The sequence below is a fragment of the Chitinimonas sp. genome, assembly GCF_036568685.1.
Lineage (GTDB): Bacteria > Pseudomonadota > Gammaproteobacteria > Burkholderiales > Chitinimonadaceae > Chitinimonas.
In genome coordinates this window covers 1-13,524 of sequence record NZ_DATCSC010000064.1, presented here as the reverse complement: position 1 = coordinate 13,524, position 13,524 = coordinate 1, and the positions used below count along the sequence as shown (strand labels likewise).

11 protein-coding genes and 1 pseudogene are annotated in these 13,524 nt (G+C 63.3%); 2 read left to right on the top strand and 10 right to left on the bottom strand.

Annotation, left to right across the window (positions count from 1 at the left end; translation table 11 throughout):
* From VIM95_RS10055 to VIM95_RS10010, 10 genes and pseudogenes are all read right to left on the bottom strand, one after another.
* Positions 1-436 (bottom strand): annotated as a pseudogene (locus tag VIM95_RS10055) (hypothetical protein); the annotation flags it as partial.
* On the bottom strand, positions 433-888 hold the full coding sequence (locus VIM95_RS10050; RefSeq protein WP_331985201.1) for a PTS sugar transporter subunit IIA: 456 nt from the start codon (positions 886-888) through the stop codon (positions 433-435). The pseudogene VIM95_RS10055 and the gene VIM95_RS10050, both read right to left, overlap by 4 nt.
* 177 nt (positions 889-1,065) lie before the next feature.
* Entirely contained in the window at positions 1,066-1,764 is a 699-nt protein-coding gene (gene kdpE, locus VIM95_RS10045; protein WP_331985199.1) for a two-component system response regulator KdpE, read from the bottom strand.
* Positions 1,765-1,798: 34 nt separating this feature from the next.
* Positions 1,799-4,483: a DUF4118 domain-containing protein gene (locus VIM95_RS10040; protein WP_331985197.1), complete on the bottom strand. Its 2,685-nt coding sequence runs from the start codon at positions 4,481-4,483 to the stop codon at positions 1,799-1,801.
* A gap of 79 nt (positions 4,484-4,562) precedes the next feature.
* Complete coding sequence (locus VIM95_RS10035) at positions 4,563-5,648, bottom strand: hypothetical protein (protein WP_331985195.1); 1,086 nt, start codon at positions 5,646-5,648, stop codon at positions 4,563-4,565.
* Positions 5,649-5,776: 128 nt separating this feature from the next.
* Positions 5,777-6,355 carry a potassium-transporting ATPase subunit KdpC gene (kdpC, locus tag VIM95_RS10030; RefSeq protein WP_331985193.1) on the bottom strand — a complete coding sequence of 193 codons (579 nt, stop codon included), beginning with the start codon at positions 6,353-6,355 and terminating at the stop codon, positions 5,777-5,779.
* 73 nt (positions 6,356-6,428) lie between these two features.
* A complete protein-coding gene (gene kdpB, locus VIM95_RS10025) occupies positions 6,429-8,579 on the bottom strand; it encodes a potassium-transporting ATPase subunit KdpB (RefSeq protein ID WP_331985191.1) in 2,151 nt (716 codons plus the stop codon).
* A 9-nt stretch (positions 8,580-8,588) separates the two neighbouring features.
* A complete protein-coding gene (gene kdpA / locus VIM95_RS10020; RefSeq protein ID WP_331985189.1) occupies positions 8,589-10,376 on the bottom strand; it encodes a potassium-transporting ATPase subunit KdpA in 1,788 nt (595 codons plus the stop codon).
* Positions 10,373-10,471: a K(+)-transporting ATPase subunit F gene (kdpF, locus tag VIM95_RS10015; protein ID WP_331985187.1), complete on the bottom strand. Its 99-nt coding sequence runs from the start codon at positions 10,469-10,471 to the stop codon at positions 10,373-10,375. Before kdpF ends, kdpA begins: the two co-directional genes overlap by 4 nt.
* A gap of 220 nt (positions 10,472-10,691) precedes the next feature.
* Positions 10,692-11,477 carry a helix-turn-helix transcriptional regulator gene (locus VIM95_RS10010; RefSeq protein ID WP_331985185.1) on the bottom strand — a complete coding sequence of 262 codons (786 nt, stop codon included), beginning with the start codon at positions 11,475-11,477 and terminating at the stop codon, positions 10,692-10,694.
* A gap of 91 nt (positions 11,478-11,568) precedes the next feature.
* On the opposite strand from VIM95_RS10010, the gene VIM95_RS10005 reads away from it, so the two are divergent.
* On the top strand, positions 11,569-12,477 hold the full coding sequence (locus VIM95_RS10005; protein ID WP_331985183.1) for a DMT family transporter: 909 nt from the start codon (positions 11,569-11,571) through the stop codon (positions 12,475-12,477).
* A 751-nt stretch (positions 12,478-13,228) separates the two neighbouring features.
* Positions 13,229-13,524: carbohydrate-binding protein (locus VIM95_RS10000; protein ID WP_331985181.1), on the top strand; the 296-nt coding region annotated here is incomplete at its 3' end.

Genomic DNA, 13,524 nt, shown 5'->3' with positions numbered 1-13,524 from the left:
TCAGCGTGACTGCTGGCGTTCCGGCGGTATGCGTCTCATAGCGCAGACTCTGACCATCCTGGCCGGAAAGACCGAGGGCCTTGATGCCCTGCCGGCTGATCTGCTGCACCAGGTCTCGATTGATCTCACACAGCGCGCCGCGCATGACCGGCAGGGCCAGTTGCTGTGCTGCCCGGGCATCGCCCTGGCTGGGCAGTTGGGGTATGCCCCCGTGGACAAGCAAGGGCTGGGCACCTAACAAGGCGAGCATGGCGACATCTTGCGCCACGGTTTGCCGTGCAGCGGGCTCAAAGATGGAGCTGGCAGCGTAGACAATAACGAGACGCTGGCCGTGCAAAGCCTGGACATAGGGTAGCGCGGCAGCGAGGCCGGCACCATTGGCGCCGAGGGGCGCAGCGGGTGGTTGGCTGGGAGCGTGGGAGGCGTGTTTCATCATGCGGCCTCATCAAGCAACAGGCGGCGAACTTCTTCGGGCCGGCTGGCATTGCGCAGGGTGGTACGGAAGGGGTGGGTGCAGAACAACCGGGCTGCAGCAGCCAGCAGTTGCAGATGATCCTGGTTGGCATGCTCGGGCACCAGGAGCAAAAACAGCTCGCCGACCGGTTTGCCGTCGGGGGCATCAAAGGGGATGGGACTCTCCGGCCGGATAAATACCGCCAGTGGCACTTGCAGGCCCGCCAGCCGGGCATGCGGAATCGCTACGCCCTTGCCCAGCCCGGTCGATCCCAGGCGCTCCCGCTCCATCAGGCGCTGGGCGATCTGCGCCTCGGGTAGGCCGTATCGCCGGTGCAGGTGCTGGGCGACGTGTTCAAACAGTTGTTGTCGATTCTGTACCTTGGCATCAAGCAGTATGTCCTCGGTTGGACATAGTCGGGCAAGGGTGTGCATGGCGCTCGTCCTCTTGGCCGCGGCAGTATCCCGCGCCGCAGCCGATGGCGGGGCGGCGCCTCAGGGGGCACAGAAATGCTGCCCTGGGCGTCACAACGCAAGCTTAGGGAGGGCGGTGTAAAGATGGCGTAAAGGTTGGCCTGTGGGAGCTAAAGACGAGGTGTAGATGCCGCCAGTTCAGGCCAGGCCGCTCAGGCGATAGCCCACGCCCAGCTCAGTCAACAGATGGGCAGGCTGGGCCGGGTCGGCTTCCAGCTTCTGGCGCAGATTACCCATAAAGATGCGCAGATAGTGACCACGTTCGGCATAGCCTGGGCCCCAGACATCCAGCAATAGCTGCCGATGGGTCAGCACCCGGCCGTGGCCCTTGATCAGGGTGGTCAGAAGGCGGTACTCGGTCGGGGTCAGGTGCACCGGCTCGCCAGCGCGCTGTACTTCGCGTTTGGCCAGGTCCACGCAGACCTCGCCAAAATGTACCTGGGGCTCGCTCTCGCCGGCGGCATTGAAGGCGCCACGGCGCAGCTGCGCGCGTACCCTGGCCAGCAATTCCGGTACGCCAAAAGGTTTGACCAGGTAGTCGTCGGCACCGGCATCCAGCGCGGCGACCTTGTCGCCCTCTTGTTCTCGCGCCGATAGCACCACGATGGGCACTGCCGACCAGCCGCGCACGTCACGGATCACGTCGCAGCCATCCATATCCGGCAGCCCCAGGTCGACGATCAGCAAGGAAGGCTGCCGGGTACCGGCCTCGATCAGGCCGCGTTGGCCATTTTCAGCTTCGAACACGGCAAAACCTTCGGCCTCCAGGGCGGAGCGCAAAAAGCGGCGGATATGGGCATCGTCCTCGACGACCAGGATGCGGGGGTTCGTCTGCATGATTCTGTTTCTATTGCGTATGCGTTGTTGACGCTCAAGCGTCGCCGTCGTTCAGATCGGGTGGCGTACCCTGCGGGATGGTGAAGACAAAACGCGCCCCGCCCTCGCTGCGGTTCTCGGCATGCATGCGGCCGCCGTGGGCTTCGATGATCGCACGGCTGATCGCCAGCCCCAAGCCGACACCGGGCAAGGCTGATTCACTCTCGCCGCGTTCGAACTTGCCGAATAGCTTCTCTTCCCGCCCCGCCGGCAGGCCCGGGCCATTGTCTTCGACCGTCACTCGTAGCGAACCGCTACGGGAGACAGCGCCAATATGGATCTCGCTGCCAGGCGGCGTGTACTTGGCGGCATTGTCCAGCAGGTTGACCAACACACGCTCGATCAGTACCGGGTCGAATTCGCACAGCGGCAGGTCGGCCGGCAGATGGCTCAGCACCTTGTGGCCGGCCAGCACGGTATCCAGCTGGCGACGTGCCGAACCCACCACTTCTTCCAGCGACTGCCAGTCGCGCCGCAATTGCACGGCACCGGCTTGCAGGCGGGCCATGTCGAGCAGCTTGCCGACCAGCTCGGCCGTGCCTTTGGCCTTCTCTCGGATCGCCTCAGTCAGCTCGCGCCGGGTGGCGTCGCCGAGCTGGCTGTCTGCCAGGGTATCGGCCAGCCCCACCAGGGCGGTAAGCGGCGTACGCAGGTCATGCGAGACGGTGGCCAGAAGGCCGTTGCGCAGGCGCTCCCCCTCCATGCTGACCAGGGCGTCCTGTGCCACCTCGACAAAATGCACCCGCTCCAGCGCCAGTGCGATCTGTGAGGTGCAGGCCTCCAGGAGGCGCATGTCCTCGGGTTCGTCGAACAGGCCAGGCTGGTTGGCCAGCACCGCCAGTACGCCACGGGTGCGCATGGGGGCCTTGAGCGGCAGATAGCGTGCAGGGCTGGCCGGCAGGGTGGCGGTACCCTGCCCGGCTGGTTGCTGATGGTCGTAGACCCACTGTGCCACGCTGTTGTCACTTTCCAGCAGCCGATACGGCGCTTCCTCGGTCTGGGCTTCGCGTACCCGCTCGTGGCTGTCGGGCAGCAGGATGGCGCTCTTGGCCTGGAAGATGGCCAATACCCGCTCGCCTGCGATACCGACAATCTGCTCGGTCGTCAGCGCGGCGGAGAGCTCTTGAGACAGCCGACCGAGCTCATGCGCCCGCCGCTCGCGCTGACGGGCTACGTCCGCTTCGAAGCGCAAGCGGGCTGCCAGCTGGCCGATGATCAGCGCCACCACCAGCATCAGGGCAAAGGTGAACAGATATTGAGTGTCGTTGACGGTGAACGCCAGCCTGGGGGGCACGAAGAAGAAGTCCAGGCAGGCCACGGCCAGGCAGGCGGCGGTAACACCGGCACCACGGCCGTAACGTATAGCCACCAGGACCACGGCCAAGAGGAAGACCATCACCACATTGGCGAGGTCGAATACAGTCAATAGTGCAGAGGCCAGCGCCGTGGTCACCGCCACAACGGCGACGGCAGCGGCGTGCTTGCGCCAAGCTATCGTGCCGATAGGTGTACGTGGTTCCGGTCGCGGCGGTGGGGCCTGGACGTCGATGCCGACCAGGTAGAGGTCGAGCTCCGCTGCCCGTTCGGCCAGCCGATCGGCAAGTCCCGGTAGCAGCTTGCGCTGCCAGCCCGGCTTCTGCCTATGGCCGATCACCAACTTGCCGACGTTGCGGCTACGGGCGTAGGCGGCCAGGGTCTCGGCCGGGTCGGTGCCGGCCAGTGCGGCGGTCTCGCCGCCTAGCTCCTCGGCCAACCGCAAGGCGGCGAGCATTGCTTCCCGCCGGTGCTTGGGTAGCCGTTGCTGGGCAGGTGTTTCCACGTGCACGACGATCCAGTCTGCCTGCAATTTGGCCGCCAGCCGCGCAGCCGAGCGGATCAGCCGCTCGGCGCTACCGCCGGGGCCCACGCAGACCAGCAGCCGCTCTTTGGCCTGCCAGACATTGGCAATGGCGCGATCGGCCCGGTAGGCTCGCATCTGGGCATCCACCCGGTCTGCGGTACGGCGCAGGGCCAGCTCGCGCAGGGCGATCAGGTTGCCTTTACGGAAAAAGTGCTTGGCGGCGCGTTCGGCAGCGTCCGCCAGGTAGACTTTGCCGGCCGCGAGGCGAGCCAGCAATTCATCGGGGGGCAGGTCGACCAGGGTTACTTCATCGGCGAGGTCGAACACCCTATCCGGTACCGTCTCTCGCACCCTTACGCCAGTAATGCTACCAACCACGTCGTTGAGGCTCTCGAGGTGCTGCACATTGATGGCGGTGTAGACGTCAATGCCATTACTGAGTAACTCCTCAACGTCCTGCCAGCGCTTCTGGTGTCGGCTGCCTTCCACATTGCTGTGCGCCAGTTCATCCACCACGATCAAGGCTGGCTTTACCGTGAGCGCAGCGTCGAGGTCGAACTCCGGCAACAGGCGGTCACGGTACTGCAGCTTGCGTGAAGGCAGCATGGGCAGGCCATCGAGCAAGGCCGCGGTCTCGCTGCGGCCGTGGGTCTCGACCGCGCCGATCAGCACGTCCACACCCTCGGCCTGCTTCTGGCGCGCCGCCTGCAGCATGGCGTAGGTCTTGCCCACACCGGCGCAGGCACCAATGAATATCTTGAGTTTGCCGCGCTGGGCGGCCGCTTCTTCTTGCCGGATCGCATCGAGTAGGCGGTCCGGATCGGGTCTTTGTTCGGTCATCGCAATATTGTTGCTGCGGACATACGCAAGCGGCACGAGGTCATACGGACCTCATGCCGCTGGGGCGAATTGAAGGGGATCAGACCAGGGCGTCGACGCGACCGGCCGGGGTGGTGTTGTCGGCTTGGCGTGGCAGCAGGTCGAGGTAACGCGGACCGTCTGGCAGGTTCAGGAGCTTCAGCAGCATACTGCCTTGCAGAGGCTGCTGAGCCTGGCTGCTGTCCTGTGCGGTTTGGGCTGGCGCAACGCTGGTGCTGCCGCCCGCACTGCCCGTCGCGCCACCTGCCGTTGGTGTCGCCGTGCCGCTGGCGGGCGTGGTGCTACCTGCATTGGTACCGGTGTTGCTGCCTTGCGCCGGCTTGCTGGTGGGGAAGTTGATCGTGAACGGCAGTCGGATCGGTTCGCTGGTCAGGCGGTCAAGCAGATCGGCCGCATTGCCGGCAAAGTTGGCGAACAAGGGGCTGCTCGCGGCCTGGCCGGCTTGCTGGGCTGCTGCATCGTTGCTGCCGCTGCTGGCCTCATCGGTCCGTTTGCCATGCCCGTGACCATGGTGGTGGCCATGACCATGCACCGGAGACTGACCTTGTCCCTGGCCGGGTTGACTGCCGGTCCCGCTTTGGCCATCAGCGGCGTCGGTCGAGGTGCTTTGCGCCGCTACGGCCTGCAGGGAGCTGCTGTAGCTGATCTCCACCTCGAACTCGAAGCTGCGACCATCCTTGGTGGTGATGGTGCCATGCCCCTTGAATTCGCTACTGTCCTGCAGGCTGAAGCCTGCTGCCTGGGTGGTGCCGTTGGCATCCTGGCTCTGCAGGGCTGCAGCCGCAAAGCTGGAGCTGCTGGCTATGCTGGTCTGGTCAAAGCTGATGGTGGCGCCATCTGCAGCATCGCCAAGCAGGTATTTGGCAAAGCCCTGCGCCAACTGGCTGGCCATGCCCGATACCGCATCATTGAGCTGGGAGACCCGTTTGGAGAGCGCGTCGCCTATCCGGCTCAAGGCGTTGCCCGCCTTGGACAGCAGGCTACTGCCCTGCGTCTGGCCCGTGGCCTTGTTCGCCTTGGGATCAGTCTGCGTGTTGTTGGCAGATTGGCCGGTAGGCTGACTCCCCGTCTTGCCGGACAAGGCGGGGAACGAAGACAACAGGGAACCTAGATTTGGGATGTTCATGGCGCACTCCCGGTGAATATTTACCTTATCGGCCCGAACACTACGCAACTTGAGTGTTTTAGGAAACCGTTTGTCGGCATGAGGCTGGGTGTGCTGTGTCATGAACATCGCCGTTCTTCCTTTGGTGACTAAGCTGCACTCGCTTGATCAAGTGCCAGATTGAGCTTAAGTACGTTCACCGTACGGTCACCGAAGATGCGCCAGCTCGGATACTCGACATTGGCATCCACCAGGCGGCGCACCTGGATGGCACTCAGGCCTCGCGCCTTGGCCACCCGGTTGACCTGGTAGTAGGCCGCCTCCGGCGAGATATGCGGGTCCAGGCCCGATGCCGAGGCGGTTACCAGATCGGCGGGGATGGGGCCGGGCTGGTCGGGGTGGGCGGCACGCAGTGCTTCTACCCTACCCTTCACCGCATCGACCAGGGCCGGGTTGGTGGGGCCCAGGTTGGAGCCACTCGATGCGAGGGCATTGTTGGGCTGAGGGCCTGTCGCAGACGGCCGGCTCCAGAAGTAACGCGGGCCGCTGAAAGATTGACCGATCAGCGTGCTGCCAACGGTCTGGCCATTGCGTTGGATCAGGCTGCCGGCCGCCTCTTGCGGGAACAGCAATTTGGCGGCGCCGGTCACGGCCACCGGGTAGACCAGGCCGGTCACGACGGTCAGCAGTGCAAACAGCGTGATGGCGGCGCGTATCAATTGTTTCATGGTCTTGCTCCTGTTGCCCCGCCGCCAGGTGGCAGCGGGGCATCTGATATGGCTAGGGTAAGTGCGCGGTGACTCAGGCGAGGCCCACAAGACCGAGCAACATGTCGATCAGCTTGATCCCGATAAAGGGCACGATCAGGCCGCCCAGGCCGTAGATCAGCAGGTTGCGGCGCAGCAGCATGCCGGCGCCCAGCGCGCGGTAGCGCACACCGCGCAGGGCCAGCGGGATCAGCGCCACAATGATCAGGGCGTTGAAGATCACTGCCGAGAGGATGGCGGAGCCCGGGCTGTTCAGATGCATGACGTCCAGCACCTTGAGCTGCGGGTAGGTCACCGCGAAGGCGGCCGGGATGATGGCGAAATACTTCGCCACATCGTTGGCCACGCTGAAGGTGGTCAGCGCGCCGCGGGTCATCAGCATCTGCTTGCCGGTCTCGACGATCTCGATCAGCTTGGTCGGGTTGCTGTCGAGGTCGACCATATTGCCGGCCTCCTTGGCCGCCTGCGTGCCGCTGTTCATGGCTACCGCCACGTCGGCCTGTGCCAGCGCGGGAGCGTCATTGGTACCGTCGCCGGTCATGGCCACCAGCTTGCCCTCGGCCTGCGTGTCTCGGATCAGCTTGAGCTTGTCCTCGGGCTTGGCCTCGGCCAGGAAGTCGTCCACACCGGCTTCGGCAGCGATCGCGGCCGCGGTCAGGCGGTTGTCGCCGGTGATCATCACGGTCTTGATGCCCATGGCGCGCAGTTCGGCAAAGCGCTCCTTGATGCCACCCTTGACGATGTCCTTGAGCTCGACCACGCCCATGACGCGGCTTTGGGAGGGATCGCGGTATTCTGCGACCACCAGCGGCGTACCGCCACGGCGCGCCACCTGCTCTACCAGCTCGGTCACGGCATTCGGCCACTGGCCGCCATGCGCTTCCAAGCTGGCCTTGACCGCATCGGCCGAACCCTTACGGATGCGGCGAACGCCACCCTGGCCATCGCCCATGTCCACGCCCGACATGCGGGTCTGCGCAGTAAAGGGAATGAAGTGGGCATCCTGCAGCTCGCGGCCACGCAGGCCGTAGCGGTCCTTGGCCAGGACCACGATGGAACGGCCTTCCGGGGTTTCGTCCGAGAGCGAGGCAAGCTGCGCCACATCGGCCAACTCCTCAACGCTCACGCCCGGCGCTGGCAGGAATGCGCTGGCTTGGCGGTTACCCAGGGTGATGGTGCCGGTCTTGTCCAGCAGCAGCACGTCCACGTCGCCGGCTGCCTCGACGGCCCGGCCCGAGGTGGCGATCACATTGGCTTGCATCATGCGGCTCATGCCGGCCACGCCGATGGCGCTTAAGAGGCCACCGATGGTGGTGGGGATCAGGCAGACCAGCAATGCCACCAACACGGTGATGCTGACCGGGGCACCTGCCCCAGCGGCGTTCACGCTGTAGATCGAGAACGGCAGCAGGGTCACGGTGGCCATCAGGAACACCAGGGTCAGCGCCACCAGGAGGATGGTCAGGGCGATCTCGTTGGGCGTTTTCTTGCGCTTGGCGCCCTCCACCATGGCGATCATGCGGTCGAGGAAGGCCTCGCCCGGATTGGCGGTAACGCGTGCCACCAGCCAGTCGCTCAGCACACGAGTACCGCCGGTGATGGCCGAGAAGTCACCACCCGACTCGCGGATTACCGGCGCGGATTCACCAGTAATGGCCGATTCATCGACCGAAGCGACGCCTTCGATCACCTCGGCATCGGCTGGCACGGTATCACCAGCTTCGATCAGCACCAGGTCACCCCGGCGCAAGCTGGCTGAATCCTGCACGGTGACCTTGGCGTCGCGGCTGGCGCTGGCCAGCTTCTTGGCCACCACGTTCTTGCGGCTACCGCGCAACGCGGCCGCCTGGGCCTTGCCGCGGCCTTCTGCCAGTGCTTCGGCAAAGTTGGCGAACAGTACGGTGAACCAGAGCCAGGCGGCGATGCCCAGAATGAAGCTGGCAGAGGCCTCGCCATGGCCACCCAGGGCCTGGATACCCAGCACGGTGGTCAAGGCGCTGCCCACCCAGACCACGAACATGACCGGGTTGCGGAACTGGGCGCGCGGCGACAGTTTCTTGAACGATTCCACAATGGCCGGCTTGACCAGCGCGGGGTCGAACATGTCCAGCGAGCGTACTTGGCGGCTCTCGTTGACGTGAGGCGGGTTGAGATGCTGTGCAGAGGGTTTATGCATATCGTTCATGACGCTTCCTCAGCGGGAAAACAGTTGCAGGTGCTCGACCACGGGCCCCAGCGCCAGGGCCGGGATATAGGTCAATGCACCGACGATCATCACGGTGCCGACCAGCAGCACCACGAACAGTGGGCCATGGGTGGGCATGGTGCCGGCCGATACCGCCAGGCGCGGCTTGCGAGCCAGGCTGCCGGCGATGGCCAGCACGGCGACGATGGGCACGAAGCGGCCCAGCCACATGGCGATGGCAAGCGCCAGGTTGTAGAACGGCGTGTTGGCCGAGATACCGGCAAAGGCAGAGCCGTTGTTGTTGGCAGCCGAGCTGAAGGCATACAGGGCCTCGGTAAAGCCATGCGCACCGGGGTTGAACAGGCTGCTCAGTGCGGCCGGGTGCAGCACGCCCACGGCGGTGCCGCCCAGGACCAGCAAGGGTGTGATCAGGATGGAGATGGATACCATCTTCATCTCGAAGCTCTCGATCTTCTTGCCCAGGTATTCCGGGGTGCGGCCTATCATCAGGCCGGCGAGGAAGACCGCCTGGATGGCGAACACCAGCATGCCGTAGAGGCCTGAGCCCACGCCACCGAATACCACCTCACCCAATTGCATCAGCCAGGTCGGGATCAGGCCGCCGAGTGGCAGCAGGCTGTCGTGCATGGCGTTGACCGCGCCGCAGCTCGCCGCCGTGGTGATGGTGACGAACAAGGTCGAGGCGACAATGCCGAAGCGTGTTTCCTTACCTTCCAGATTGCCCACGCTGCCATCCATGCCCAACTGGGTGAGCAAGGGGTTGGCGTGCATCTCGGACCACTGCACCACGGCAAAGGTAGCCAGGAAGATCACGGTCATCGCCGCCAGGATGGCCACGCCCTGCCGCATATCGCCGACCATGGCACCAAACATGAAGCACAGTGCGGTCGGGATCAGGAAGATGCTCAGCATCTCGGCAAAATTGCTCAGGCCGGTCGGGTTCTCGTAAGGGTGGGCGGAGTTGACGTTGAAGAAACCGCCACCGTTGGTACCCAGCAACTTGATCGCTTCTTGCGAGGCGACCGGGCCCATGGGCAGGGTCTGGGTATCGGTCTTGACGTCTTCCATCACTGGCTTGCCGGCAGCGTCCAGCACGGGCTGGCCGTTGGCGTCGTTCTTGGGCACCTGGTAGGCGACCGTCTCCAAGAGCTTCAATTCCTTGTAGCCGTCGAAGTTCTGGATCACACCCTGGCCGACCAGGAATAGTGCAAACACAAAGGACAGCGGCAGCAGCACGTAGCCGGTGGCACGGCCCAGGTCCAGCCAGGCGTTGCCCACACCGGCAGCACTGCGGCGGGAGAAGCCACGGATCAGCGCGACCACCACGGCAACACCGGTGGCGGCAGACAGGAAATTCTGCACCGCCAGCACGCTCATCTGGGTGAGGTAGCTCATGGTGCTTTCACCCACATAGCCCTGCCAGTTGGTGTTGGTCACGAATGAGATGGCAGTGTTGAACGCCGAGCCCGCTTCCACGCCCGGTATGGCAGCCGGGTTGAGCGGCAGGTTGCCTTGCAGGCGCTGGATGGCGTAAACGGCAATCACGCCCAATACATTGAAGAGGATGATTGCCAGGGCATAGCGCCACCACGGCATGTCCTCTTCTTCATGGGTGCCCATCAGCTTGCAGAGCATGCGCTCCAGGCCGCCCAGCCAGGCAAAACGGCGGCTCAACCGACCGTCCATGACGGCGGTGAGGTAGCGACCCAACGGCCAGGCCAGCGCAAACAGCACCAGCAGGTAGAGGCCGACCTGGATATAGGGGGAGGTATTCATGCGACGTCCTCCGCTTTAAGCAAGGCATACAGCAGATAGACGAACAGGCCGGCGGTCACGATGCCCGTCAGCCAATACAACAGCTCAGCGTTCACGGGGACTGCCCTCCAGCTTACGACAACCGGTCACCAGCGCCAGCACGGCGGCGGCGAAGACCGGTATCAGGATCAGAACCAGCATTTCCACGGTGGGACTCCCTTGTTCGAGGTCGAATAAAGACAGCTCGAATGCTAGAGAGCGGGGTGCAAAGACGGTGTCGCGATTACCGGAGGGGGTGTAAAGATGGCGTAAAGATGGCCCGGCGGGCTGAAAGAACTAACGGTGCAATGCCTGCCGCCGGTATTGCTCCGGGGTGCAGCCAGCCAGGCGCTGGAACATGGTGATAAAGGCCGATGCCGTGCTATAGCCCAGGTCAAAGGCGATGGCCTGGATGGCGGAGCCCGACTCGAGCGCATCGAGCGCGCGCAAAAAGCGCAAGCGCTGGCGCCATTCGCCCAGGCTCATGCCCAGCTCGCGCTGACAGTGGCGTGCCAAAGTGCGCTCGGTAGTGTGCATCTGGCTTGCCCACTCGGCTTGGGAACGGTTATCGCCAGGCTCGGCCTGCATGGCGTCCAGCACCTGGGCCAGCAGCGGGGTCTCGGCAAAGGGCAGATAGCGCTGCTCAGCGGGCGACAGGGCCAGCTGGTCGAGCAGTACCTGCGCCAAGCGCAGATCGGCCTCGCCTTGCGCCACATGGATGTCCCGCTCGGCAAAGTCGTTGAGTATGGCTTTGAGTATGGGGCTCAATACCAGGGTGCAGGGCTCGGTCGGCATGCCCTTACAGTGCTCCAGGGCCAGGTAGACCGAGCGGTAGACCACGGCGTAGCGGTTGTAGCAGCTGTGCTCGGCATGTGGCGGTATCCATACCGCGTACTGCGGTGGCGAGAGAAAGCGGCGGCCGGCTATCTCCAGCTGCATCACCCCGTGCGAGACATAGTTGAGCTGGCCCCAGGCATGCCGGTGCGAGGCGGAATGGGTGTCGGCGCCGAACTCGTCATGGCGGAAGTACACCGGTGCGGGTAGTACTTCAAACTCAGGGACTTGCAGATAGTGGCGTTGCACGGCTGTCCGTAACCCGGAATCGATTGTCTGAAATTCATTATATCAATCCAGACAGACAGGGCGACAATAGCGGCATTGTTTTGGAGATTTTATGTCGCAATACGCCTTCCCCCTGATTGCCGTCCTGATCTGGGCGGCCAATACCGTGGTCAGCAAGCTCGCCGCCGGGGTGATCTTCCCGGCCGAGATCGGTTTTTACCGCTGGTTGCTGGCAGGCCTTCTGTTCACGCCTTTCCTGCTCAAGCCGGTGCTGGCCAACTGGGCCCAGGTCAAGCCGCAGCTGGGCCGCCTGGCGGTGCTGGGCATCCTCGGCATGGCGACTTACCAGAGCCTGGCCTACTACGCTGCGCATATGACCACCGCCACCAATATGGGCATCATCCTGTCGCTCATGCCCTTGATGGCGCTGACGCTCTCCATCGTGCTGCTTGGCCAGCAACTGACCTGGGGCAGCATAGCCGGTGCCGTACTGTCCTTTGCCGGCGTACTGGTAGTGATCTCGGGTGGCAGCCTTGCTGTGCTGCTGTCACACGGCATAGGTCTGGGGGATGGACTGATGCTGATCGCCAACCTTGCCTATGCGCTATACAGCGTGCTGCTCAAGAAGTGGCAGATCAAGCTACCCGCCCTGCAGATGCTGTACGTGCAGATCCTGGTTGCCATCCTGGCCCTGTTGCCGCTCTATCTGGCCTCGCCCAAGGCGGGCCTCAGCATGGCCAACGTACCCTACGTACTGTTTGCCGGTATCCTGGCTTCCATGGTCGCGGCGCTGGCCTGGATGCACGGCGTGGCCAGGCTCGGCCCGAGCCGGATAGCTGTCTTCTTCAATCTGCTGCCGCTCTTCACGGCGCTGTGTGCCGCCTGGGTACTGAAGGAACGGTTGGCGCTCTACCATCTGCTGGGCGGGGTGTTGATACTTGCGGGTGTCTTTCTTAGCGAGCGCTGGAAGACCGCCCTTTCGCAGCGGCCGCCCAAAGTGGTGGCGACTGAGCAAGCTTGAGCGACCGCTCCCTGCCGAACAGAGCCCCGCTATATGCGGGGCTTTTACTTTCTTGCGCTGATGACTGATGGCGCTCGTACCCCGCAGGCGAAGGGGGCACGGGACGAGGTGAGTTCCCCCTTGAGACGCATTCTGTTGTTTTCCAATCATGCCTGATCGGCGCGATCTGGTAGTCAGCCCATACCGGATCGGTGAAATTACGACATTGGAATGGAAGTAGACGGCCTTGGCCGCCAGATAGCACCTGCTGCCGCAGAGGGAGCCCTGCCCCGGCCGTAAAGGCTTGACCAGCCAACCTATCAGACCACTTGGTGTCAGCGCCGTTTGGCATGCGCAACCGGCTTCAGAAATTCCTTAGTAGATACAAGCATTTGACTATTGATCTGGGCGCTCTGCCCTGCGCTGTCGGTTTCCTCATTTTTCCGAAAAATAATACCACTTATTTTGGATGGTATTGGAATGGGCTCGCATGATCGGATCGTAGGGTGTCACGCGGGCATGCTGCAAAGATGTAGTTCTATCAACCTGATTACAAATTGCAGTTTTGTAATAAGTTGCTGATTTTTATCGGATCATTGCGTTTTATTTTATTTGTCATAGCATCTTAATGGCTTTGAAAAGTTGGTTTTCGCTAGCACGGCAATCAGGCGGCCTGGGGTTGGTTGGCACTTGCTTGCAGGGTGCGGCGAGGTGTTGCTCGATACATGAATAAGTCCACTTTATTTCCACCGAATTGAAGGAGCTTTTCCCCATGCGCACCCCTTGCAAGTCGGCACCACGATATGCCCTGAGTGCCCTTACCCTGACCATGGTGGCGGCCGGCATGCTGTATGTCCCGAGTGCACAGGCAGCAGCCTGCGCCACCCCGTGGGCAGAAGGCACAACCTATGCTGCCGGCACCCAGGCTTCCTACCTGAGCAACAACTACAGCGCCCTGCAAACCCATACCGCCTACGTGGGCGCGAACTGGAACCCGCTAGCCTCGCCGACCTTGTGGGGGTTGATCGGTGCCTGCACCGCGACCGGGACTCCGGCACCATCCCCCAC